Annotated in this window: 19 protein-coding genes and 2 pseudogenes; 10 read left to right on the forward strand and 11 right to left on the reverse strand. The window is 69.7% G+C overall.

Going from position 1 to position 22,951, the window contains the following annotated elements; translation table 11 throughout:
* Positions 1 to 204 precede the first annotated feature (204 nt).
* On the reverse strand, positions 205 to 1,503 hold the full coding sequence (locus tag ACRQ5B_RS14785) for a GNAT family N-acetyltransferase (RefSeq protein WP_432395135.1): 1,299 nt from the start codon (positions 1,501 to 1,503) through the stop codon (positions 205 to 207).
* A gap of 80 nt (positions 1,504 to 1,583) precedes the next feature.
* Positions 1,584 to 4,223: a DNA polymerase I gene (gene polA, locus ACRQ5B_RS14790; protein WP_432398777.1), complete on the reverse strand. Its 2,640-nt coding sequence runs from the start codon at positions 4,221 to 4,223 to the stop codon at positions 1,584 to 1,586.
* Positions 4,224 to 4,443: 220 nt separating this feature from the next.
* On the opposite strand from polA, the gene ACRQ5B_RS14795 reads away from it, so the two are divergent.
* Positions 4,444 to 4,920, forward strand: a complete 477-nt coding sequence (locus ACRQ5B_RS14795; RefSeq protein ID WP_412882879.1) for a hotdog fold thioesterase — start codon at positions 4,444 to 4,446, stop codon at positions 4,918 to 4,920.
* Positions 4,921 to 4,973: 53 nt separating this feature from the next.
* On the opposite strand, the pseudogene ACRQ5B_RS14800 reads toward ACRQ5B_RS14795, so the two are convergent.
* The 7 genes and pseudogenes from ACRQ5B_RS14800 to ACRQ5B_RS14830 form a co-directional block, all read right to left on the reverse strand.
* Positions 4,974 to 5,548 (reverse strand): annotated as a pseudogene (locus tag ACRQ5B_RS14800) (dihydrofolate reductase family protein).
* Positions 5,549 to 5,619: 71 nt separating this feature from the next.
* A complete protein-coding gene (locus tag ACRQ5B_RS14805) occupies positions 5,620 to 5,841 on the reverse strand; it encodes a hypothetical protein (RefSeq protein WP_412882877.1) in 222 nt (73 codons plus the stop codon).
* Complete coding sequence (locus ACRQ5B_RS14810; RefSeq protein WP_432395140.1) at positions 5,838 to 7,049, reverse strand: inorganic phosphate transporter; 1,212 nt, start codon at positions 7,047 to 7,049, stop codon at positions 5,838 to 5,840. Before ACRQ5B_RS14810 ends, ACRQ5B_RS14805 begins: the two co-directional genes overlap by 4 nt.
* A 215-nt stretch (positions 7,050 to 7,264) precedes the next feature.
* Entirely contained in the window at positions 7,265 to 7,945 is a 681-nt protein-coding gene (locus tag ACRQ5B_RS14815; RefSeq protein WP_432395143.1) for a hypothetical protein, read from the reverse strand.
* A gap of 74 nt (positions 7,946 to 8,019) precedes the next feature.
* Complete coding sequence (locus ACRQ5B_RS14820) at positions 8,020 to 8,889, reverse strand: universal stress protein (RefSeq protein WP_432395146.1); 870 nt, start codon at positions 8,887 to 8,889, stop codon at positions 8,020 to 8,022.
* A gap of 244 nt (positions 8,890 to 9,133) precedes the next feature.
* Complete coding sequence (locus tag ACRQ5B_RS14825; RefSeq protein WP_432395149.1) at positions 9,134 to 10,450, reverse strand: erythromycin esterase family protein; 1,317 nt, start codon at positions 10,448 to 10,450, stop codon at positions 9,134 to 9,136.
* Positions 10,447 to 11,829, reverse strand: coding sequence for an MBL fold metallo-hydrolase (locus ACRQ5B_RS14830; protein WP_432395152.1), 1,383 nt, complete (start codon positions 11,827 to 11,829; stop codon positions 10,447 to 10,449). The genes ACRQ5B_RS14825 and ACRQ5B_RS14830 overlap by 4 nt, the downstream gene beginning before the upstream one ends.
* Positions 11,830 to 12,101: 272 nt before the next feature.
* Here ACRQ5B_RS14830 and ACRQ5B_RS14835 point away from each other — a divergent pair, with 272 nt between their 5' ends.
* Positions 12,102 to 13,865 (forward strand): long-chain-fatty-acid--CoA ligase, encoded by a 1,764-nt coding sequence (locus ACRQ5B_RS14835; RefSeq protein WP_432395155.1) that lies wholly within the window; start codon positions 12,102 to 12,104, stop codon positions 13,863 to 13,865.
* A gap of 129 nt (positions 13,866 to 13,994) precedes the next feature.
* Positions 13,995 to 16,352, forward strand: coding sequence for an FdhF/YdeP family oxidoreductase (locus tag ACRQ5B_RS14840; protein WP_432395158.1), 2,358 nt, complete (start codon positions 13,995 to 13,997; stop codon positions 16,350 to 16,352).
* An 81-nt stretch (positions 16,353 to 16,433) separates the two neighbouring features.
* Here ACRQ5B_RS14840 and ACRQ5B_RS14845 read toward each other — a convergent pair whose 3' ends face one another.
* Positions 16,434 to 16,751, reverse strand: a complete 318-nt coding sequence (locus ACRQ5B_RS14845; protein ID WP_290257957.1) for a DUF6457 domain-containing protein — start codon at positions 16,749 to 16,751, stop codon at positions 16,434 to 16,436.
* 148 nt (positions 16,752 to 16,899) lie between these two features.
* On the opposite strand from ACRQ5B_RS14845, the gene ACRQ5B_RS14850 reads away from it, so the two are divergent.
* Positions 16,900 to 17,520 (forward strand): L-threonylcarbamoyladenylate synthase, encoded by a 621-nt coding sequence (locus tag ACRQ5B_RS14850; protein WP_432395161.1) that lies wholly within the window; start codon positions 16,900 to 16,902, stop codon positions 17,518 to 17,520.
* Between the two features lie 47 nt (positions 17,521 to 17,567).
* The gene (locus tag ACRQ5B_RS14855; protein WP_432395164.1) at positions 17,568 to 18,086 is read left to right on the forward strand and encodes a GNAT family N-acetyltransferase; all 519 of its coding nucleotides are present in this window, start codon (positions 17,568 to 17,570) and stop codon (positions 18,084 to 18,086) included.
* A 2-nt stretch (positions 18,087 to 18,088) separates the two neighbouring features.
* Here the strand turns inward: ACRQ5B_RS14855 and ACRQ5B_RS14860 are convergent, their stop codons facing one another.
* A complete protein-coding gene (locus ACRQ5B_RS14860) occupies positions 18,089 to 19,315 on the reverse strand; it encodes a Vgb family protein (protein WP_432395167.1) in 1,227 nt (408 codons plus the stop codon).
* A gap of 158 nt (positions 19,316 to 19,473) precedes the next feature.
* On the opposite strand from ACRQ5B_RS14860, the gene ACRQ5B_RS14865 reads away from it, so the two are divergent.
* The 5 genes and pseudogenes from ACRQ5B_RS14865 (at position 19,474) to ACRQ5B_RS14885 (ending at position 22,850) form a co-directional block, all read left to right on the forward strand.
* On the forward strand, positions 19,474 to 19,905 hold the full coding sequence (locus ACRQ5B_RS14865) for a LexA family protein (RefSeq protein ID WP_364137493.1): 432 nt from the start codon (positions 19,474 to 19,476) through the stop codon (positions 19,903 to 19,905).
* 9 nt (positions 19,906 to 19,914) lie between these two features.
* A pseudogene (locus tag ACRQ5B_RS14870) lies at positions 19,915 to 21,212 on the forward strand (Y-family DNA polymerase).
* A 30-nt stretch (positions 21,213 to 21,242) separates the two neighbouring features.
* On the forward strand, positions 21,243 to 21,815 hold the full coding sequence (locus ACRQ5B_RS14875; RefSeq protein WP_412882866.1) for a GNAT family N-acetyltransferase: 573 nt from the start codon (positions 21,243 to 21,245) through the stop codon (positions 21,813 to 21,815).
* Positions 21,816 to 21,948: 133 nt separating this feature from the next.
* A complete protein-coding gene (locus ACRQ5B_RS14880; RefSeq protein WP_432395171.1) occupies positions 21,949 to 22,401 on the forward strand; it encodes a cupredoxin domain-containing protein in 453 nt (150 codons plus the stop codon).
* A complete protein-coding gene (locus tag ACRQ5B_RS14885) occupies positions 22,398 to 22,850 on the forward strand; it encodes a hypothetical protein (protein WP_412882864.1) in 453 nt (150 codons plus the stop codon). Before ACRQ5B_RS14880 ends, ACRQ5B_RS14885 begins: the two co-directional genes overlap by 4 nt.
* Positions 22,851 to 22,951 lie beyond the last annotated feature (101 nt).

Here is a 22,951-nt window from a genome sequence, read left to right on the forward strand (position 1 = left end):
CGGGGAGAAAGCACGGCAGATCGCAGGCGATCTGCCGGGTCATCCTGATTCTGTGGATTTGGTTGCGCACACGTAGTACACGCCCGTTTAGTCTAGTGCCATCCGCCAAGCCCGGTCAAAGCGCGTGCGGGCACGCCGCAGCCCGGCACCGGGCGGGTGCCGGGCTGCGCGTGGTCCGGAATGGCCCCTCCGCGGGCGGGCCGCCTAGAAGTGCGTGAGGCAGTGCGGTGGGCGTTCGACGGCGAACATCCGGGCGGCGCGGAACGCGGCCGCCGGCGTGAGCTCCCGGATCCGGCCGGCCGCCGCGAGGGTGACCGGGTTGACTCCGCCGACGAACACCGAGGATAGGTCGGCGATGTCCAGTTCCAGGTCCGCGGGCCGGTCGGCGCCCTCCCCGGTGACGTCGGTGACCGTGGCGGTCCCGCCGTCGACGTCGAGGGCGAACGTGCCGCCGGCGATCCCGAGGCCGTCGGCGACCGTCAGCACGAGGTGGCCGTCGGCCGGATAGTGCCGGGCCGCCAGGGCCCGGGGCACGTCCAGGATACGCAGCCAGAGCATGTCGCGGGGTTCCGAGGCCTCCACGCAGCGGGGGTCCTTCAGCGCCCACGGCAGCGGGTCATCCACGGGAGCCTCCTGCCAGGTGACGCGCTCCACGAGGTCGATGGCGCCGAGGTACTGCCACAGCTCCAGGTAGGCGTCCCGGGTGGCGGCCACCAGGTCCACGACTTCCATGGTGGCCGGCGTGCTGGACCAGCCGCCGAACTTGTAGGAGACGTACCCGTCCACGGTCCCGTCCGGGCCATAGTGCAGGGCGGTCTTGATCTTCGGGTCCTCGTTGGCCTCCCGGCTGACCTCGCCGGAGACGAACTGCCGGTAGAACTCGTGCCGGCCCACGGAGCCGGGGGTCTGGCGGTGAACCCGGTCGAAGATCTGCGGGGCGAGCTCCAGGAGGACCTTGGGGTCGGCGACCTCCACGCTGCCCACGGGCACGTGGTTGAGGACGAAACGCGCGCTGGTGTCCACCTTGATGGACTGTTCCGCCGTGGCGACCCCGTAGCCGAAGCGGCCGTAGATGGAGGCCTCCGAGGCGGTCAGCGCCGCCACGGCGAGGCCCTCCTCCCGGGCGAGCTCCATTTCCTGCACCATCATGCGGCGCAGCAGACCGCGCCGGCGGTGCGAGGTCCGGACCGTCACGGCCGTCACCAGCCGCGCGTCGAGCAGGCGGCCGAACCCGATGTTCAGCGTCTTGTCCAGGGTGCCGAAGGTGGCCACCGGGATGTCGGCGTCGAGCGAGTGCGCGGCGACCTGGCCGGTCTGGTAAGCGCCGGTCATCACCCGGCCGTCGGTCCGCTGCATGGCGATGCCGCGGTCCACGCGTTCCTCCGTGCGGCGGTCGTCGTGGAAACCGAAGGCGACGGCGCGCATCCAGGCGACCGCTTCCGGATAGGCCGTCTCGCCCTTGGCCGCGGGCGTGAACCGCCGGATCTCATACTGTTCTGACACGTGCTGCTCCCCCTGATGACTGTCTAAAACGTAAAGCCGGCGGCCGGCTGCCGGTGCCCTGACGGGCTCCGGCGCTCCGGCTAGTGTCCGGCCTCGTACCAGCTGGTGCCGATGCCGATCTGGACCTCCAGCGGCACCGACAGCTCCGCGGCGGCGCCCATCTGCTCGGTGACGAGCTTCTCGACGGCGTCGCGTTCGCCGGCGGCGACTTCCAGGACCAGTTCATCATGGACCTGGAGCAGCATCCGGGATTTCAGCCCCTGCTCCGCCAGGGCCCCGGAGACGCCCAGCATGGCGCGCTTGATGATGTCCGCCGCGGAACCCTGGATGGGCGAGTTCAGGGCGATGCGTTCGGCGTTCTCGCGTAGCTGCCGGTCGGTGCTGGTCAGGTCCGGGAGGTACCGGCGTCGGCCCTCGATGGTGGCGGTGTAGCCGTCCACCCGCGCCTTCTCGACCACGCCGCGGAGGTAGTCGCGGACGGCGCCGAACCGGTCGAAGTAGTCCTTCATCAGGGTCCGGGCCTCGTCCACGGAGATCTCCAGCTGCTTGGACAGGCCGAAGGAGGTCAGCCCGTAGGCGAGGCCGTAGGACATTGCCTTGACCTTGGAGCGCATGGCGCTGGTGACCTGGTCCGTGGGGACGTGGAAGATGTTGGAGCCGACGAAGCGGTGCAGGTCCTCGCCGTCCTTGTAGGCCTGGATGAGGCCGGCGTCGCCGGAGAGGTGCGCCATGATGCGCATCTCGATCTGCGAGTAGTCGGCGGAGAGCAGGCATTCGTACCCGTCGCTGACCACGAAGATGCCGCGCACGCGCCGGCCCTCCTCGCTGCGGATCGGGATGTTCTGCAGGTTCGGGTTGTTTGAGGAGATCCGGCCGGTGGCGGCGACGTTCTGTGCGTAGGTGGTGTGGATCCGGCCGTCCTCCGCAACGGACTTCTTCAGCGACTCGAGCATCTGCCGGAGCTTGGAGGATTCGCGGTGGGCCATCAGTTGGACCAGGAACTCGTGCCCGGTCTTTTCCAGCAGGTTCTTCAGCGAGGCCGCGTCCGTGGTGTACCCGGACTTGATCTTCTTGGTCTTGGGCAGGCCGAGTTCCTCGAAGAGCACCGTCTGCAGCTGCTTGGGCGAGCCGAGGTTCACCTCGTGGCCGATCGCGGCGAAGGCCTGCTGCTGGGCGTTGTCGATCACCCGGGCCAGGTCGGAGAGCTGTTCGTCCATGCGCTGCATGTCGATGCCGATGCCCGCGAGTTCCATGTCCGCCAGGACGCGGCTGACCGGCAGTTCCAGGGTGGTCAGCAGGTCCAGGGCGCCGCGGTCCTTGAGTTCATCCTCGAAGAAGCGGCTAAGGGCTTGGACGACGGCGGCGACGTGCACCAGCGCACCGGCGGAGGCCTCGTCGTCGCCGTCGAACGCCAGCTCCAGCTGCCCCGCCTTCGCCTCCTCCTTGGAGACGGTGAGGTTCAGGTGGTGCTGGGCCAGTTCGGCGAGCTCGTAGCTGCGGCGGTCCGGCTGGATGAGGTAGCCGGAGATGGCGGTGTCATCGACGACGCCGTCCAGTTCCATGCCGCGGGCGGAGAGCGCCTTGAGGGCGCCCTTGAACCCGTGCATCACCTTCGCGGCCGAGGGATCCCGGAGCCACGCGGCCAGGACGTTCTCGGTCTCGGCGTCCTGGGTGGTGAGGTCGAGGTAGACGGCGGATTCTCCGTGGACGATCGCGACGGCGGCCGCGTCCTCGCCGATCCGGCCGGGGACCAAATCCACGGCGACGGCGGCACGCTTGCCCTCCGTGCCGGCCAGGAAGGCGGCGAGCTCTTCCGCCGTGGCGGGAACGCTGTAGTCCGGGGTGGCCAGGGTTTCGCGTTCGGCCTCGGTGACCTCGCTGCCGTACAGGGCGAAAAGCCGGGTGCGGATGGTCTTGAATTCGAGGGTGTCGAAGAGCTGCTCGAGCGCCGCCTGGTCCGGCCTGGGATCGGCGAGCTCCTCGAGGGTGACGGGCAGTTCCAGGTCGGTCCGCAGCCGGTTGAGCTTGCGGTTGCGCTTGACGGCGTCGACGTTCCCGCGGAGAGCGTCGCCGACCTTGCCGCCGATCGCGTCGATATTCTCCAGCACGCCCTCGAGGCCGCCGTAGAGGTTGATCCACTTGGCCGCGGTCTTAGGTCCGACGCCGGGGACGCCGGGAAGGTTGTCCGCGGTTTCGCCCACCAAGGCAGCCAGGTCGGAGTACTGGGCGGGGCTGACGAAGTACTTCTCCTGGATGGCCTCCGCGTCCATCCGGGGAATGTCGCTGACACCCTTGCGCGGGTAGAGGACGAAGACGTTGTCGGTGATGAGCTGGAAGGCGTCGCGGTCACCGGAGACCAGCAGGACCTCGAAGCCGGCCGCTTCGCCCTGCGCGGCGAGGGTCGCCAGGATGTCGTCGGCTTCCCAGCCCGGGAGCTTGATGGTCTTGATGCCCCATGCGCCCATGACCTTGTCGATCAGGTCGATCTGCCCGCTCATTTCGCGCGGGGTCTCGTTGCGGCCGCCCTTGTAGCCGTCGTATTCGGCCTTGCGGTGGGTGGTGTCGTCGGAGACGTCGAAGGCGACGGCGATGTGCGTGGGCTTCTGCTCCTTGATCAGGTTGATCAGCATGGAGGTGAAGCCGTGGATGGCGTTGGTGTGCTGGCCGGTGGCCGTGGAGAACTTGTCGGCGGGCAGGGCGAAGAACGCGCGGAACGCCATGGAGTGTCCGTCGAGCACCAGGAGCCGGGGCTGGTCCGTGATCGGGATGACGGGGACCTCGGTGGCCGAGGGGTGGTCGGCGAGGCTGTGGCCGGCCGCCTTGGCCGGCGCCTTCCCGGCGGGGCTCTCCGCCGCCGGTGCGGCTGGCTGAAGGGTGTCCACTGCGGACGTGGAAGGGGCCGGTTTGGTAGTTTCGCTCACAGGTGCCAGCCTAGTTGGCATGATCGACAATTTCACGCCGGCGCCGTACGCCGCCGAACTGGAAGCCGCCGGCATTCCCGCGGAACTGCATGGCTGGCTGGGCCGGATGGGCGTCGGGTCCCTGGTGGTGAAGATGGGGATCAAGTTCGTCGAACTCAGCCCGGAACGCACCGTGGCCACCATGCCCGTTGAGGGCAACACCCAGGTGGCCGGGATCCTGCACGGCGGAGCCCACGTGGTGCTCGCCGAGACCCTGGGGTCCTTCGCCGCGGCGATGCACGCCGGCCCGGGCCGGCACGCCCTCGGCGTCGACGTCGGCGCGACGCACCACCGGTCAATCGCCTCCGGCACCGTGACGGGAACGTGCACGGCCATCCACCTGGGCCGCACCCTCACCACGCACGAGATCGTGATGACGGACGAGCAGGGCCGCCGCCTCTCCACCGCACGCATCACCAACCTGCTGCGCGACAACGCCCCCGACGCAGCCCAGTAGCCGGGCACTGAAACGGGCACTGACGCCGGCCAGTAGCCGCCGGGCCCGTCGGCTCAGCCGGCCGGCTCAGCCTGTCGAGTCAGGTGCGGGCGGGCAGCCTCGTAGCGCAGCTCCACCACGCCCCGGCCCATCGTCCGGGATTCCAGGAGCTCCAGCGGCGCCGTCGGACCGGCCAGGGGCAGCAGCGGCTTGCCGCGGCCCAGGATGACCGGGATGAGGGAGAGGATCAACTCGCCCAGGAGACCGGCGTCGGCGAACTGCGCGGCCAGCGCTCCCCGCCCACCACCCAGACGTTCCGGCCTTTTGCGGCGGAGCTGAGGTCGTCGGCGAACTCGGTGACGGGACCCCGCACGAAGGTGATGTCCGCCCCGGGCACGGGCCGGAGTTCGTGGTGGGTGAAGACCCAGCACGGGATGCCGGGGTACGGCCAGCCCTCGGAGAGGTGGTCCAGCAACCAGGCGTAGGTCCCGCCGCCCATGACGACGCACCCGACGCCGGCGAGGAACGCGTCGTAGCTCTCGGTGCCGCCGTCGAACCCGTCGAACTGCAGCAGCCAGTCGAGGCCGTCCGCGTCCGTGGCGATGTAGCCGTCCAGGGATGCCGCGACGAAGTACTGGAAGTCAGCCATGGGCACAGCCTAGCCAAGGGCCCGGGGCGTTCCCAGCCCCGAAGGTCCCGCCCCGCCGCTCCGTGGAGCCGCTACTTGGAGAAGTAGGGAATGATCAGGTACAGCCCGGCCAGGACGGCGATGCCGCAGAGGCCGAAGCAAGCGTAGGACAGCGGCCGGACCCAGCCGGGCTGCTCGGTCCTGCTGTCACCGGCGATGGCCGTGAGCCGCACCCCGAGGGAGTACAGGACGGTAATGATCACCGCGGCGACGAGGGTGGCGCCGGCCACCTGGAAGAGTTCAAGCCATTTCATTTCCGGCCACCTTTGGACTTGTTGCCGCGGCTGACCGCTGCTGCCTTCTTCTTCGCGAACCGGATGGCCTGGCCGGCCTCTTCGACCTCGACGGCGTTGTGGCTGCCGACGTGGGACTTCCGGGAGGCGACGAACATGTAGACCACCGCGGCGGTGCCGGCGACGGCGGCGATGACGAACCCGACCGTTCCGGTGTGCACGAGCAGGGCGGTGAGGGCGCCGACGATGCCGGCGGCGGGGAGGGTGAAGAGCCAGCCGATGACGATCTTGCCGGCGGTTCCCCAGCGCACGGTGGTGCCGCGCCGGCCCATGCCGGAGCCAATCACGGAGCCGGAGGCCACGTGCGTGGTGGACAGCGCGAAGCCCAGGTGCGAGGAGGCCAGGATGGCGGTCGCGGTGCTGGTCTCGGCGGCGAAGCCCTGCGCGGGCTTGACCTCGGTCAGGCCCGATCCCATGGTGCGGATGATCCGCCAGCCGCCGGAGTAGGTGCCGATGGCAATGGCGAGGGCGCAGGCCGCGATCACCCAGAGCTGGGGTCCGGTGCCCGGCGCCTGGCTGCCGGCGGCGATCAGGACCAGGGTGATGATGCCCATGGTCTTCTGCGCGTCGTTGGTGCCGTGGGCGAGGGCCACCAGGCTGGAGGTGAAGATCTGGCCGGTGCGGAAGCCGCCGCGCTTCTGGGTCAGCTTGCTCCCGGTCTCGGGATCGTGCCGGGCGGTCAGGGCGTAAGCAAGCCGGGTGCAGATGTAAGCGACGAGAGCGGCGATCACCGGCGCGAACACGGCTGGCAGGAGCACCTTCTGCAGGACGGAGGTGAAGTTCACCGAGTGCAGCCCGATGCCGGCAATCGCGGCGCCGATGAGGCCGCCGAACAGCGCGTGCGAGGAGCTCGAGGGCAGGCCCTTGAGCCAGGTGATCATGTTCCAGAGGATCGCGCCCATGAGGCCGGCGAAGATGATGTCCGGGGTGATCTGGATGCCGTCCGAGCCCTCGCGGATGATGCCGCCGGAGACGGTCTTGGCCACCTCGGTGGACAGGAACGCGCCCACGAGGTTCAGCACCGCGGCGAGTGCGACGGCGGTGCGGGGCTTGATGGCACCGGTGGCGATGGGCGTGGCCATCGCGTTGGCGGTGTCATGGAACCCGTTTGTGAAGTCGAAGAACAGCGCCAGTGCTATGACTAGCGCCACCATTACGGTGATTTCCACCTGTTGCCCAATCTGCAGAGTCGACGGTCAGCAGTTCCATTCCCCGTGGCGGCCTTGTCATTCACTGTTCACCGGCCGTTTGGCAGGTGCCACTTGCGCGGTTCACCAAAGCTGTCCTGAAACCCTATAGATCGTACGTGCCAACGGGGGCACGGCAAAACAGCAGGGAAGCCGGCTCCGGCGCCCCGGGGGCCGGCCGAAGCGGCGGCGCCGGCTCAGGGGCCCGGAAGGTCCTCGCTCGTCCCGGCGTCGAGCGCGACGGCGATCCTGGCCTCCAGGGCCGCCGTCGTCGCGTCGGGGAGCACGATCAGCCCGTCGAGTTCCCGCCGCGCCCGCTTGTATGCCGTCTGCCGTTCGGCCGGGGTGGACCCGGCGTCGGAGGCGATCCGGAGCAGTTTCCTGGCGGTGGCGAGCCGGTCGCGTTCGGGGCCGGTGAACTTGCTGTCGCGGATCCGCCGGGCCTCGCGTTCGGCGACGTCGAAGGCCACCTCGAAGGCGTTGACGGCGTTCCGGTACTCGGCGAGCCGACCGGCGGCCAGCGGCTCCCCACCCGCTGGACGGAGGCCGTCCGCGTCCCGCTTGGCGCGCAGGAACGCCACCGTGAGGGGTTCCCGGACGTCCGTCATGGCCGGGAAGTCGATGAGCTTGCCGACGTCGAGCTCGTAGTCCAGCCAGCGGCGGTTGACGGCGTCGTGGGCGTCCAGGACCTGCTGCACCTCAGCGCGGCTGCTCTGTTCCGCCTCGGCCTGCCGGTTCTTCAGCTGGTACAGCTCCACCCGGCGCCGGTGGCGCCGTTCGGCGGCCTTCCGCCAGGCGCCGGCCCAGCTGCCGCCGAGGGCGCTGAGCGGGAACACCAGCCACCAGTAATGGCCCACGAAGGTCAGTATCGAATCCACCGCCCCATCCTCGCACCGGCCCGGACACGGGAAAAGCCCCCTCCGTGGAGGGGGCTTCCCGTCGGCAGGACCGCTCAGTCGCCGTGCTTGACCTTGTGGACCCGTGTCACGACGGTGGGACACGGGACATTCAGGAGCACCGCGTGAGCGGTCGAGCCGAGCACCAGCCGGGAAAAGCCGCCGCGTCCGCGGCTTCCGATCACCAGCAGGCGCGCCTCCCCCGCCAGGTCCGAGAGGGCCTTCGCGGGGTCGGTGTCTGTTTCCAGGCGCTGATGGACCACCAGGTCCGGGTACTTGTCGTGCAGCCCGGCGACGGATTCGGCCAGCACCACCCGGTCCTCCTCGACGATCGTCTCGGCCAGGCCGCTCTCGGGCAGCTGCCGTTCCACCCAGCGGGCCGGGTTCCGGAACGCGAGGACAGCGGTCAGTTCGTCGCCGCCGCGGTCCGCCTCGGCGGCGGCGTAGGCCACGGCCTGCAGGGACTCCTCGGAGCCGTCGACGCCGACCACCACGCCCCGGGTGCCGGTACCGCGCTCGGTGGGGATGACCGCCACCGGGCATTCCGAGGCGGACGCCACCTGCAGCGCGCGGTCCGTCATGGGGCCGCCGTCGAGCCAGTGCTTGTCGTGGCCGCCCACCACCACGAGGGCCGCGGACTGGGACGCCTCGCGCAGCGCCGCGCCCGGGCTGCCGTGCCGCAGTTCGGTATCGACCGTGACGTCCGGGGCCTGCTTGGCGGCGGCGGCCTTGGCCTTCTCCAGCAGCTCCATCCCGGACTGGCGGATCAGCTCGTGGTACTGGAAGTCCGGGGACATCCAGCGGTCATCCACGGCGTGGACGCAGAGGACCGGGGCGTTGTCCGCGGTGGCCCTTTCCAGCGCCCAGGCCAGCGCGGCTTCGCTGCCCGCGGACCCGTTGACGCCGACGACGATGGGTTTACTCATGCTGATCGCTCTTTTCCGTCGTAGGCCAGGCTGGCCGCCCCGCCGCGGCGGTCCCGGCAGCGCACCCTTCTGTGACCGCTGCGCCCGGACGCCGCAGGAGCCGCTGCCGTGGCCGCTGCTGTCTGGCATGACGCGCCGGCCGCCCCAGGGAGCCGCCGACACCTCAGTGTGTCCCGGGTCCGCGGGGCGGGTTAGGGCCTTAAGCCCCGCACCTTGTGGGGGCAGGCGCGCCGGGACGGCGACCCTAGAAGCCGCTGGGTTGGGTCTCGAATTCGGGTTCGCGCGGCGGTCCCTCGTGGTGGACCGGCCGGACGGCGGAGGTCTCCTCCAGCCAAATCAGGGCGTCGTAGCGGTCCCCCATCCGTGTGGGCACGTAATTGCCGCGCTCGCGCTCCGGGTGGTAGACGACGCCGATGGCCCGGTGCCCCAGCCAGGTGGCCAGCCACGGGCCGGTGCGGTCCCCGCCGAAGTCCAGCACGGCCGGCACGCCCAGGGCCTCGTGCAGGAAGGCCTCGTGGCTGTCCGGCCTGGCGACCGGGACTTCCAAGATCCGTTCCGGGCTCCCCCAGGCCCCGGCGGCCAGCACGGTGCCGCGGTGGCCGGCGAAGCCCACCAGCGCCACCCCGTCGGCGGAGTGCCGTTCGCGCAGCAACTGCCCCACGTTGATCAGCCCGTCCACGGCCATGTCCGTGGCCCGCGCGTCGCCCACGTGGGTGTTGTGGGCCCAGACGATGCCGCGGGAATCCGGCCCCAGGTGGTGGCTCAGCCGGTCGATGCTGTCCGCCATGTGGTGGTCCCGGACGATCCAGGACTGTCGGTCGCCGCGGACCATGATCCGGTAGTAGTGCTCGGCGTTGGCCGCGACCTCAGCGTTCTGGACGGCGTCGAACGCCTCGTCGTCCTCGTGCTCCGCGGCGTCGAAGGCCCGGGCGCGGATCTCCCGGAGGAGGGCGACGACGTCGGCCTCGCAGGACTGCGGGACCAGGCGCGTGCTCCAGGCGTACTGGTGCGGGTCCTCGTGGTGCGGCAGGAAACACTGCCAGGCGCGCATCGCCGCGGGGACGGCGTCGGGCTGGTGGGCCTCGAGCCAGGCGATGATCTCCCGCAGCGAGTCCCAGAGCGAGTACACGTCCAGCCCGTAGAAGCCCACGCGCCGGGACAACGGCCGGTGCAGGTTCCAGGTCCGCAGCCAGTCCAGGAACGCCGCCACCTCCTCGTTCGCCCACATCCAGGTGGGCCAGCGCTGGAATCCCGCCAGCAGCGAATGCACGCCCTGTTCCGCCCCGGTGATGCCGCGCACCCACTGGTTGATCCGCCAGCAGTCCGGCCAGTCCCCCTCCACGCCGATCCAGGTGTAGCCCTGCTCCTCGATCAGCCGGCGGCTCAGGGTGGCCCGCCAGGTATAGAAGTCGTGGGTGCCATGGGAGGCCTCCCCGATGGCGGTGAACCGGCAGCCGGCCGCGCGGCGGACAACGGCGTCGAGGGCCCGGTCGCTGCGCAACGGCCGGGCCAGGGCGTGGATCTCGCTCAGGACCGCGGAGCGGGTGACCTGCGCGCTCACCGCGGGTTCCCCAGGTCGACCCGTTCCAGGTACTCCGGAACCCGGGCCCGCCAGCCAAGCTCCCGTTTGATCCGCAGCCGCAGGGCGTCCGCGGCGTCCGGCTCGCCGTGGGTGACGTACGCGATGCGCGGGGCACGCGGCGCGGCCTTCATCCAGGCGATCAGCCCGTCGGTGTCCGCGTGGGCGGAGAGGTTCTCCATTTGGATGACCTCGGCCCGGATGGTCAGGTCCTCGCCGTAGACCCGCACGTTGCGCTCGCCGGCGGCGAGCGCCGCTCCCCGCGTCCCGCCGGCCTGGTAGCCGCTGAGGACGACGGCGTTCTTCGGGTCCGTCCCGTACGCCGCGAGGTGGTGCAGCACCCGACCACCGGTGAGCATGCCGCTGGCGGAGATGATGATCATCGGTCCGCCGCGCAGGTTCAGCAGCTTCGAGTCGTCCACGCTGTGGGTGAACGTTGCCACGGTGTACATGCCCCGGTACTCCTCGGGCCGGAGCCGGTGTTCCTCCGGGTGGCGCTGGTACATGTCCGAGGCGTCGATGGCCATGGGACTGTTGAGATAGATGGGGATGTCCGGGATGGCGTTCTTCCGCCGCAGCCTGGAGAGGTACAGCATCAGGGTCTCGGCGCGGCCGACGGCGAACGCGGCGAACAGGACCACGCCCCCGCGTTTGGCCACCCGCCGGATGATCTCCCCCAGCTGTTGTTCCGGGTCCGCCTCCGCGTGCTTCCGGTTCCCGTAGGTGGATTCGGTGACCAGGACGTCCACCTCTCCCAGCGCCCGGGGCGGGTACATGAACGGATCATCGCTGCGGCCGAGGTCCCCGGTGAAATGGACCGACTGCGAGCCGAACCCGACGTGCACCTGGGCGGCGCCGAGGATGTGGCCGGCCGGCACGAACGTCAGTTCCATGCCGCCGCCGAGGTCCAGCGGGTCATCGAACTCCCGGACCTTGAAGCTGTTCAGCGAGCGGACCGCGTCGGCGGCCGTATAGAGCGGGAGGGCCGGGGAATGGCTGGCCGAGCCGCGGTGGGTGGCGTACTTGGCCTCCTCCTCCTGGAGGTAGCCGCTATCCGGCAGGATCAGCTTGCACAGTTCCGCGGTGCCGTGGGTGGCGTAGACGGGGCCCTTGAAGCCGTCCCGGACCAGAGCCGGGACGTAGCCCGTGTGGTCCAGGTGGGCGTGGGTGAGGACGACGGCGTCGATGGAGTGCGGCGGTACGGGAAACGGGGCCCGGTTGCGTTCCCGACTGCGCTTGTAGCCCTGGAACAATCCACAGTCCACCAGGACGCGGCGGCCGCCGGATTCGAGCAGGTACCGGGAACCGGTCACGGTGTCTGTCGCACCGAGGAACCGCAGGGAAGGCCGGTCGTGTGTCATGGTGCGTTCCGTTCCCGAGTCCGTCACCCCCACCTTCCGCGCAATCGCCCACGCTCCGTAGGGCCGAAAGTCACGGCGCAGCGGAGCCCTGGCCCCCGCGCAGACAGCCCAATGGGACCACCGAATGGCATCGCCAATCGGGCACCGCCGTCCCCGGGACCCGATACCGGGCAGTAGGCTTTCTTGGGGTGGCCGACTTGTCCCGCAGCCGCCGCAAACCACTGCCCCGGACCCGTCAGCGGCCGGACCCCCTCCCACGGCAAGGACCAGGCATGAAGCAGAAATCTCTTCCGGAACCACAGGCGCCGGGCCTCCCGTGGGCGGACCGGCCCTGGACCGCCCACTACAGCGACGGCGTTCCGGCCGAACTGGTGCTGCCCACCGGGTCGCTGGTGGACATGGTGGAGGCGTCCGTCCGGCGCTACGGCAGCCGGACGGCGCTGGAGTTCTTCGGGGCGCGGACCAGCTACCGGGAGCTCGGCGCCCAGATCAACCGTGTGGCCGCCGGGTTGCAGAAGCTGGGGGTGACCGCCGGGGACCGGGTGGCCCTGGTCCTGCCCAACTGCCCGCAGCACGTCATTGCCTTCTACGCGGTGCTGCGCCTGGGCGCCGTCGTCGTCGAACACAACCCCCTGTACACGGACCGCGAGCTGCGCCACCAGTTCGAGGACCACGGCGCCACCGTCGCGATCGTCTGGGACAAGACCGTGGACCGGGTGCTGCGGCTGCCGGCGGACATCGGCCTCCGCACCGTGGTGTCGGTCGAGCTGATTTCGGCCATGCCGCTGGGCAAACGGCTGGCGCTGCGGCTTCCGCTGCCCTCCGCACGGAAGGCACGCGCCGCCCTGGCCGCCGGGAAGCCGGCGCGCGGAACCCGGGCCGCCGTCGTTCAACGGCAGGTACTGCCATGGCACCGGCTGCTGGACGCCGGGCGGCTCAAGCGGCGCCACCAGCGGCCCGCGCCCGGGGACCTGGCGGTCCTGCAGTACACCAGCGGCACCACCGGCGCGCCGAAGGGTGCCATGCTCACGCACGCGAACCTGCAGGCCAACGCCGCGCAGGGCCGCGCATGGGTACCCGGCCTCCAGGACGGCAAGGAAACCGTCTACGCCGTCCTGCCGATGTTCCATGCCTACGGGCTCACGCTCTGCATGACCTTTTCGCTGAGCATCGGGGCGCGGCTGGTGCCCTTCCCGAAGTTCGACGCCGACCTGGTCCTGAAGGCGCACCGGCGCTCGCCGGCGACGTTCCTGCCCGCCGTCCCGCCAATCTACGACCGGCTCGCCGCGGAGGCCGAGCGCCGGGGCGTGAGCCTGCGGGGCATCAGGTACTCCATCTCCGGGGCCATGAACCTCCCGGTGGCCACGGTGGAAACCTGGGAAAAGGCGACCGGCGGGTACCTGATCGAAGGCTACGGCCTGACCGAGACCTCGCCGATATCCGTGGGCAACCCCTTCGGCCCGAGCCGCAAGCCCGGCACCGTGGGTGTCCCCTTCCCGCTCACCGACATCCGCGTCGTCGATCCCCGGAACGTCGCGGTCAACCGGGCGCCCGGCGAACAGGGCGAACTGCTGATCCGCGGCCCACAGGTCTTCGCCGGGTACTGGAACCGCCCGCAGGACACCGAGGAGGCCCTGCTGGAGGGCGGCTGGTTCCGGACCGGTGACATCGTCTCCGTCGACAAGGACCACTTCGTGACCATCCGGGACCGGATCAAGGAACTCATCATCACCGGCGGCTTCAACGTCTCGCCCACCGAGGTCGAGGACGTCCTGGCCAAGTTCCCCGGCGTCGCCGAGGTCTCCGTGGTGGGCGTGCCCCGGCCCGGCGGCGGCGAGGACGTGGTGGCCGCCGTCGTGCCCGACGCCGGCGGCACGGTGGACCCCGGCGCCCTGCGGGACTTCGCACGGGACCACCTGGCCGCGTACAAGGTGCCGCGGCGGGTGGTGGTCATGGAACGGCTGCCGCGCTCGCTGATCGGTAAGGTCCTGCGCCGGGAGATCCAGGCGACGCTCGCCGAACGCCCAGCCGAATAGCGCGCCCCGCCGATTCCCGGCGGCGCTCCGGTCCGGCTGAGAGTCGAGTCTCACGTAGGCGGGTAGGGTGCGTAGAGGAGTTGTGCCCGCCGTCGGGCTTACGGCGGCGTCTGCAGAAGGGAAGTTGTCGTGGCTCGCAAGACACCTGAGGTACAGGAACCGAACGAAAAGGACCTGGAGGTCGGCGGACGGCCCAAGCACTGGGCGGCCGGAGTTCCCGGGGTGTACCACTCCATGGAGCCAGCGATCAAGCAGATGGGCCCCAACCGGACCCGCAAAACGGTCCTGAAGATGAACCAGAAGGACGGCTTCGACTGCCCCAGCTGCGCCTGGCCGGACCCGCACCACCGCAAGGCGTTCGAGTTCTGCGAGAACGGTGCCAAGGCCGTTACCTGGGAGGCGACGCCGCTGGTGATTCCGTCGTCGTTCTGGGCCGAGCACTCGGTCAGCGCACTGCGCGACCGGTCCGACTACTGGCTCGGCATGCAGGGCCGCCTCACCGAACCGGTGTTCAAGGCCGCCGGCGAGGACCACTACAAGCCCGTCTCCTGGGATGAGGCAATCCGGATCGTCACGGACAAGCTCCACGGCCTGGCATCCCCGGACGAGGCGTCCTTCTACACCAGCGGCCGCACCTCCAACGAGGCGGCCTTCCTCTACCAGCTGCTGGTGCGCGGCTACGGCACAAACAACCTCCCGGATTGCTCCAACATGTGCCACGAGTCCTCCGGCTGGGCGATGGGCCAGACCATCGGCATCGGCAAGGCGACCGTGAACTTCGACGACTACGCCGACGCCGACCTGATCATCATCATGGGCCAGAACCCGGGCACCAACCACCCGCGCATGCTGACGGAGCTGGAGAACTGCAAGCACAACGGCGGCGAGATCGTGGCCGTAAACCCGCTCCCCGAGGCCGGGCTGCACCGCTACAAGAACCCGCAGAAGGTCCGCGGCGTAATCGGCCACGGAACCTCCATCGCGGACCAGTTCATGCACATCCGGATCGGCGGGGACATGGCCCTGCTGCAGGCCGTTTCCAAGCGCGTCCTCGACGCCGAGGCCCGCAACCCCGGGACCGTCCTGGACCACGCGTTCCTGGCCGAACACTGCGAGGGCCTGGACGAACTGAAGGAACACCTCGCGCAGCTGGACGAGTGGGAGGTCCTCGAGGCCACCGGTCTGCGCTCCGAAGAGATCGACGAGCTGGCCGCCCGCTACCTGAAGGCGGACAAGGTCATCATCACCTGGGCCATGGGCGTCACGCAGCAGAAGAAGGGCGTGGCCACCATCAAGGAGATCATCAACCTCCTGCTGCTGCGCGGCAACATGGGCAAGCCCGGGGCCGGTGCCTCGCCGATCCGCGGCCACAGCAACGTCCAGGGTGACCGGACCATGGGCATCTGGGAGCAGATGCCGCAGTCCTTCATGGAGGCCCTCGGCAAAGAGTTCGACTTCGAGCCGCCGCGCGAGCACGGCGTGGACGCCGTCGAAACCGTCAACAAGATGCGCGAAGGCGAGATCAGGTTCTTCATGGCGATGGGCGGTAACTTCGTCGCCGCCGTCTCGGACACCAACGCCGCGGAGGCCGCCATGGCCGGCACGGAGATGACCGTGCAGGTCTCCACCAAACTCAACCGCTCGCACGTGGTGACCGGCGCCGAGGCGCTGATCCTGCCCACGATGGGCCGGACAGAGATCGACATCCAGGAGTCCGGCGAGCAGTTCGTCTCCGTCGAGGACACCGTCTGCGCCGTGCACCCCTCCTGGGGCAGCGTGGAACCGGTCTCCCACCACCTGCTCTCCGAACCCGCGATCCTCAGCCGCCTGGGCAAGGCGCTGGTGGGCGACAGGATCGCGGCGGACTGGGACGGCTTCGAGAAGAACTACGACCTGATCCGGGACCACATCTCCCGGGTGGTGGGCGGTTGCCAGGACTACAACGAGCGGATCCGCCAGGAAGGCGGCTTCATCCTCGAGAACGGTCCTCGCGATTCGCGCACCTTCGCCACGCCCACGGGCAAGGCCGTGCTGACGGTGAACTTCCTCGAACACGTCGAACGCCCCGAGGGCACGCTGATCCTGCAGACCATGCGCTCCCACGACCAGTTCAACACCACCATCTACGGGCACAACGACCGGTACCGCGGGATCAAGAAGGGCCGCCACGTGGTGTTCGTCAACCCGGACGACATTGCCGAGCTGGGGCTCGCGGACGGTCTGTACGTGGACATCCACGGCGTGCACGACGACGGCGAGGAGCGGGTGCTGCGGAAGTTCCGCGTGGTCTCGTACCCGACGTCGCGCGGCTGTGCCGCCGCGTACTACCCGGAGGCCAACGTCCTGGTGCCGCTGAACCACACCGCGGAGGGCAGCAACACGCCCATCTCGAAGGCCGTGATCGTGCGGCTCGAGGCCAGCGCGGACCAGGAGGCTGACGGCCCGGGCCGCCTGCACGCCGCTCCCGGCGCGACGGGGTCCGCCTAGCACCTCTCCGGAAAAGCCGGCAGGCCGCGTCCCTTCGGGGATGCGGCCTGCCGGCTGTTCTGTGTGTGCGTTGGGTGCGGGCTACTGGGCCCGCTTGGTCCAGCCCTTTTCGTCCGGGCCGCCCTCTTCACCGTGCTCGCACAGCTCGATCACCTTGTCCGCGGCGGCCGTGACCGCCTCGTCGACGCTCTTGCGCCCGTGGGTGGACGCTGTTCCGGCGGCGAAACCGACGATGAAGGCGCTGACGGCGTCGGCGTGCGGACCCACGGCCTTGACCGATTCGTCGGCGAGCTGCACCAACTTCTCGTGGTCCACCTCCAGGTCGAGGATCTGCAGGGCCTGGATCAGGCGCGCGCTCCAGTGCCGCAGTGAGCTGTCTTCATCCCGGGGCAAAGTCATGTACTACTCCTCTTCGTCGGTGCTGCATCGGTGCGTCCGTCGCGCGGTGTCCCTCAAGGGGTAGCACCGATTCGGGCCCAAATGAAACGCGACACAGCCCCCGCGCCGGAATGGATGTGCCCCGCGCGGCCGGGCGTAAGCTCATGCCATGGCGAGATTCTTCGATGTCCACCCCGACAACCCGCAGCCGCGCTCCATCACCCAGGTGGTGGAGCTGCTCAAGTCCGGGGGCCTGATCGCCTACCCGACGGACTCCTGCTACGCCCTCGGCGCGCAGCTGGGCAACCGGGAGGCGCTGGACCGCATCCGGGCCATCCGGCACCTGAACGACAAGCACCATTTCACCCTGGTCTGCAAGGACTTCGCGCAGCTGGGACAGTTCGTCCAGATCGACAACGACGTCTTCCGGAGCATCAAGGCGGCGACCCCCGGCAGCTACACCTTCATCCTGCCGGCCACCAAGGAGGTCCCGAAGCGGCTGCTGCACCCGAAGAAGAAGACCGTGGGGGTGCGCATCCCGGACCACACGGTGGTCCAGGCCATCCTGGCGGAACTGGGCGAACCGCTGCTTTCCAGCACCCTGCTGCTGCCGGACGAGGAGGAGCCGCTGACGCAGGGCTGGGAGATCAAGGAGCGGCTGGACCACGTGGTCGACGCCGTCATCGACTCCGGCGAGTGCGGCGCGGAACCGACCACCGTGATCGACTTCTCCGGCGGTGCCGCCGAGGTGGTCCGCCGCGGCATGGGCGATCCGTCCCGCTTCGAGTAGCCGCACGGGTTCACAGGGTTACACCCCGGCCCGGCTAGGATCGGGGAATGGCCCGCCTTACCGCACCCGACACCACGTACCACGCCTCCTGGCTGGAGGCCTTCGCCGAGTTCGACGGCGCGCACCAGGATGGCGGCGGGATGGAGCATCGGCCCGACGCGGACCTGACGGGTTCCGCCGCGTTCGCCGATTTTGTTGAGGCTCTGCGCCGGGACGCGCGACCGGAGACTCCGCGGAAGCCCGGCTATGTGCCCTGCACGTATCTCTGGATTGTGGAGGGCGGCGAATTCGTCGGTTCACTCGCGGTCCGCCACCACCTGAACGAGTTCCTCCTCAACGAGGTGGGGCACATCGGCTACAGCGTTCGTCCGTCGGCGCGGAGGCGCGGTCATGCCGCGTCAGCCCTGGCGGAAGCCCTGCCGATCGCCCGCGGCCTGGGAATCGAGCGGGCACTCTTGACCTGCGACGAGGACAACGTGGGCTCCCGCGCCACGATCGAAAGGAACGGCGGCGCCTACGAGGACACCCGGAACGGCAAGCGCCGCTACTGGATCGAGACGGCCTAGCGCTACGCCTGTTCGGCGGTAACGTCGCCGTCGGATCTTGTGACTCCGGTAGAACGACGTCGGCCCAGCAACAGCACCAGGGCGGCGACGACGATCACCGCCGCGCCGCCTGCACCCGCTACGGCGCCGGGCGAACTCCACGGTGAGGGCCCGGCGGCATTCCCCACCGCGGCGTCGTTCCCCACTCCTGTGCCGTTCCCTGCCTTGGGGCCGGCCGAGCCCCCAGAAGCCGATGCCGGTACCGGCGCCGGCGGCGCGTAGCGGGAGACCGATCCGTTGCCCAGGCCGGTGCCCGGCGTCGCCGCGATGATGCTGCCGTCCGGGGCCACCGCGAGGTGCCCGGGTTGTCCCTCGGTCGGGATGGTGGAATCGACGGTCCTGGAACCGGGCTTGATCACCGATATCCCCGGGGTGAGGACACTCGACACGTAAAGCGTCCCGTCGGGTCCGAGCGCCGCCTCGGTGGGGCCGCCGGGGACATAGATGGTGTAGCCCACCCGGTCCGCCCCCGTCCCGATGACCGCAACCTTGTTCGTGCTGATGTTCGTGACGTAGACCGTGCCGTCCGGGGCGACGGCGATGCCGTGGGGATTCTCCGTCGTGCTGGCCACTGTCCCGGTGGGAATCGTGTGGGATGCCGCGGCCTGGCCGGCGGGAACGATCGAGACCGTGCCCTCGATCTGGTTGACCACGTAGGCAGTGCCGTCCGGGCCGACGGCGACTTCCACCGGTCCCGCCCCGACGCCGATGACATGGTCCACCGCCGTGCCGCCGGCAGCAAGGACAAGCACCGACTTGTTCTCCGGGTTCGGCACGTACACTTTGCCGTCGGGACCGGCGGCTATCAGGTGGTTGCCCCTCGACACCGGGATGGTCCGGGCGACGGCTGCCCCGCCCGGAGGCACGACGCCGATCTCGGCCCCGCCGACGGAGCCGCCCAGCTGCTGGGCCACGTAGAGCGTTCCGTCCGGTCCCAGGGCCAGTCCGGCCACGTTGGGGCCGGTCGTGATCCTGCGCGTAGGACCCGGCTCGCCGGGCGGAATCACCAGGACCCCGCCAAAGCCGTTGTAGCCGCCGATGTACGCGGTTCCGTCCGGGCCAACGATGACGTCGACCGGCGTCCCGCCCGTCGATACCACCTCCGCCGGCGCCAAGGCAGCCGGCGCCGCGGCATCCTGCGCCGCAACGGCCTGCCCTGCCCCGCCGCACAGGGCAGCTCCCACAGCCACAACCGCCAGCCAACGTCCTCGTGCCACCACTACCCCCAAACAGTGGGCCGCCCGGCGCGGCCAACCCCCGAAGCCTACTACCGAAGGGTTTCCCCGGTCCAATGTCCGCCCCCGGGCTTACACTTAGATTCGAACATATATTCGAACTAAGGTGTGTTGTGGGCGCAATTATCGGACCCCGCGTGATAGACGCGGGCACTTCCCTCCTCTCGGTGCTGATCTCGCCGGTCCCGGTGGCGGCCGGCTATCCCTCGCCCGCGCAGGACTACTTCGACGGCCGCATCGACCTGAACGAACACCTGATCAAGGACATCACCAGCACCTACGTGGTCCGGGTCTCCGGGGACTCCATGGAGGGCGCGGGGATCAGCGACGGGGACGAACTGATCGTCAACCGGGCGCTGACACCCGTGGACGGATCCGTCGTCGTCGCCGTCCTGGACGGCGAGCTGACCATCAAGCGGCTAAGGATCACCCGCAACGGAGTGGTGCTGCAGGCCGAGAACCCGGCCTACCCGGACATCCGGGTTCCGTCCCTGTCCGAACTCGTGGTCTGGGGCGTCGCCACGCGCTGCCTCCACGTGGTCTAGGCGGCCGTCATGGCCAGGCCCGCTCCGATGCGGCAGCTGCCCCAGATCGCCCACGTGGACGTCAACTGCTTCTACGCGTCCGCCGAGCGGGCCTTCAACCCCGCCCTGGAGGGCCGTCCCGTCGTCGTGCTGTCCAACAACGATGGCTGCGCCGTCACGCGGTCACCCGAGGCGAAGCGGCTGGGGATTGCCCTCGGCGAGCCGTGGTTCAAGCTCGCCCCGCGGGCCAGGGAGTGGGGACTGGTGGCGCTGTCCAGCAATTACGAACTCTACGGCGACATCAGCGCCCGCGTGATGGAGCTGCTGGGCCGGTTCTCCGCCTGGCTGGAGGTGTACAGCATCGACGAGGCGTTCCTGGGGGTCAAGGGCACGCCCGCGGAACTGCTGGAGCTGGGCGGACAGATGAAGGCGGCGGTGCGGCGCAACGTCGGCGTGCCCGTCTGCGTCGGCATCGCCCCCACCAAGACGCTGGCGAAGCTGGCGAACAAGTGGGCCAAGAACAATTCTGCCTTCGACGGCGTCTGCCACTGGGAGTCCGTGCCCGCCGCCGCCCGCGAGCGCCTGATGCGAAGCCTGTCGGTGATCGAAATCTGGGGCGTCGCCACACGGCTGACCAGGCGGCTCAACGCCCTGGGCATCCACTCGATCCTGGACCTGGCCCGCGCGGACCCGGTGATGATCCGCGACCGGTTCTCCGTGGTCATGATGCGCACCGTCCTGGAACTACAGGGCATCCCGTGCATCCCGATGGAAGAGGAACGCATCGGACGCGATCAGCTGATCTTCTCCCGCTCCTTCTCCACCCCGCTGACCTCGGCCGCCGGGTTCCGGCAGGTCCTGAGCGTCTACGGGCAGCAGGCCTCCGCCCGCCTCGCCCGGCACGGACTGCAGGCGAAGCTCCTCACCGCGTTCGCTGGCACCTCGCACTTCAACGCCCGGGACGTCTCGTTCCCCACGGTCAGCGTGGTCCTGCCGATGCCGACGGCGGATCCGGTGATCCTGACGCGGGCGGCACATGCCCTGCTGCCCCGCATCGTGGACGGCGTGAAGTACGCGAAGGCCGGCATCATGGTCACCGACCTAAGGCCCACCGGGAACCAGGCACCGCTATCCCTGTTCGAGAATCCGCACGAGGAACGCCACATTGGGAGCCTGGTGGAGGACATCACGCGCCGCTACGGCCGCGGTTCCATCGGGTTGGGCTTCGGCGGTATCCGGGGCGGACCGGACTGGAGCATGAAGCGGGACATGCTCTCCCCCGCTACACCACCCACTGGGACGAACTCCCCCTGGTCAAGGCCGCCTGACCGCACCGGCCCATCCGCTAAGCTCCCGGCATGCCTTCTTCACTGTTTGAAACGGCCGTCCGGGACGGCGTCGTCCTGAAACCCCTGGAGCCGTGGCACGCCCCGGCCTTCGCCGAACACATGGACCGGGCCCGGGACCACATCCGCCCTTGGGTGGGACCGGCCTTCGTCACCGACACCGTCGAGGGCGCCCGCGCCACCCTGCAGCGCTACGCCACGGCCACCGCCGGCGACGGCGCCCGCATCTACGGCCTCTGGGACGGGGACAGCATCATTGGCGGCGTCATGTTCGTGGCCTTCGACGCGGGCTCGGGCATCTGTGAGGTCGGCTGCTGGCTGGAACCCGGCGCGGTGGGCCGCGGACTCGTCACCCGCTCGGTCGCGCTGCTGATGGAATGGGCCTTCGAGGAACGCGGCATGTGCCGGGTGGAGTGGCGGTGCCGGACCGATAACCTCCGCAGCGTCGCCATCGCCCGGCGGCTCGGCATGCGTTCGGAGGGCGTGCTCCGCAGCAGCTGGGTGTTCGACGGTTCCCGCTACGACAAGGAGGTCTTCTCGATCCTTCGCGAGGAGTGGGACGCTGCCCGCCCGGGGTCTGGCTAGGACGGCGGGCCCCTCGCCGGCGGCCCCGGCCGCCCGCACCGCAATACCCGCCAAAAGGCCCGGCGCCTTCCGCACCGATGAGGAGCAGAATTAAGGCAGGTTGCTAGGTCAACTGTTTCGCCGGAGGTGGGTCATGGTCACCGGAAAATGTAGCGTCCTCGCTGCGCTCGCGGCCCTGGTGCTGGGTGTGGCCGGTTGCGGCTCGGGAGGGGGTACGGCTCCCCCGTCCGGCACGTCCGCGAGCGCCGCCATGCCGATGGACACGACGGGCGCCTCAACAAGCACGGGCGCTTCGACCACCACGGCCTCTGCCGGCGCGTCGACGGCGTCGTCCGCCGGGGCCGCCATCACCATCAAGAACTTCGCCTACGGCCCGGCCCTTGAGGTGCCGGCCGGCAGTACCGTCACGGTCTCCAACGCGGACAGCGCCGCGCACACGGTCACCGCCGATCAGGGCGGCGCCTTTGATGTCACTGTCAAGGGCAGCGGCGGCACGGCCACCTTCACCGCGCCGGCGACGCCGGGCACCTACACCTATCACTGCACCTACCACCCCAACATGCACGGAACGCTGGTGGTCAAATGAGCGCCACCGCACACCGGGGCGTTGCCGGCCACCGGAGCCGGGGCTTTGCCCTGCGCCTGCTAACGGCCGGCTGCCTAGCCGTCGATGCCGGGGTCCATCTTCACCTCGCGCCCGGCTACCAGGCCGGCTCGCCGCAGGGACTCGGACAGGGCACGCTCTTTGTCCTGGAGGCGGCAGCCGCCGCGCTCGCCGCCGTCGCCGTCCTCTGGCGGGGTTCCCGGGCGGCCTTTGCCTTCGCGTTCCTCGTTTCCCTGAGCGCCTTCGCCGCCGTGGTGCTGTACCGGTACGTCGATATCCCCGCGTTCGGTCCCTTCCCCGCGATGTACGACCCGGTGTGGTTCTGGGAGAAGTCGATCAGCGCCGCCGCGGAAGCCCTAGGCGCCGTTGCGGCGGCCGCGGGGTTCGTCCGGGCCGGTCGGGGACGGACGACGACGGCGGCCCGAGCCTGACGCGGGGCTCAGCAATTTCGGGGCGCAGGGGCCTCAGGGCGCAGGGATCTCACAGTGTCGGGAGCTCAGGGAGTCCGGACTTCAAGGCATCACGGCAGCGG

It is taken from the genome of Pseudarthrobacter sp. L19, assembly GCF_050859435.1.
Taxonomy (GTDB): domain Bacteria; phylum Actinomycetota; class Actinomycetes; order Actinomycetales; family Micrococcaceae; genus Arthrobacter.

Bases quoted from the DNA above. Each gene is read 5' to 3' on its own strand.
- polA (WP_432398777.1), bottom strand. From the start codon at position 4,223: ATGGCGTTCCGCGCGTTCTTCGCCCTGCCCGCCGACAAGTTCTCCACG.
- ACRQ5B_RS14795 (WP_412882879.1), top strand. From the start codon at position 4,444: ATGATCGACAATTTCACGCCGGCGCCGTACGCCGCCGAACTGGAAGCC.
- ACRQ5B_RS14805 (WP_412882877.1), bottom strand. From the start codon at position 5,841: ATGAAATGGCTTGAACTCTTCCAGGTGGCCGGCGCCACCCTCGTCGCC.
- ACRQ5B_RS14820 (WP_432395146.1), bottom strand. From the start codon at position 8,889: ATGAGTAAACCCATCGTCGTCGGCGTCAACGGGTCCGCGGGCAGCGAA.
- ACRQ5B_RS14830 (WP_432395152.1), bottom strand. From the start codon at position 11,829: ATGACACACGACCGGCCTTCCCTGCGGTTCCTCGGTGCGACAGACACC.
- ACRQ5B_RS14835 (WP_432395155.1), top strand. From the start codon at position 12,102: ATGAAGCAGAAATCTCTTCCGGAACCACAGGCGCCGGGCCTCCCGTGG.
- ACRQ5B_RS14845 (WP_290257957.1), bottom strand. From the start codon at position 16,751: ATGACTTTGCCCCGGGATGAAGACAGCTCACTGCGGCACTGGAGCGCG.
- ACRQ5B_RS14850 (WP_432395161.1), top strand. From the start codon at position 16,900: ATGGCGAGATTCTTCGATGTCCACCCCGACAACCCGCAGCCGCGCTCC.
- ACRQ5B_RS14855 (WP_432395164.1), top strand. From the start codon at position 17,568: ATGGCCCGCCTTACCGCACCCGACACCACGTACCACGCCTCCTGGCTG.
- ACRQ5B_RS14875 (WP_412882866.1), top strand. From the start codon at position 21,243: ATGCCTTCTTCACTGTTTGAAACGGCCGTCCGGGACGGCGTCGTCCTG.
- ACRQ5B_RS14880 (WP_432395171.1), top strand. From the start codon at position 21,949: ATGGTCACCGGAAAATGTAGCGTCCTCGCTGCGCTCGCGGCCCTGGTG.
- ACRQ5B_RS14885 (WP_412882864.1), top strand. From the start codon at position 22,398: ATGAGCGCCACCGCACACCGGGGCGTTGCCGGCCACCGGAGCCGGGGC.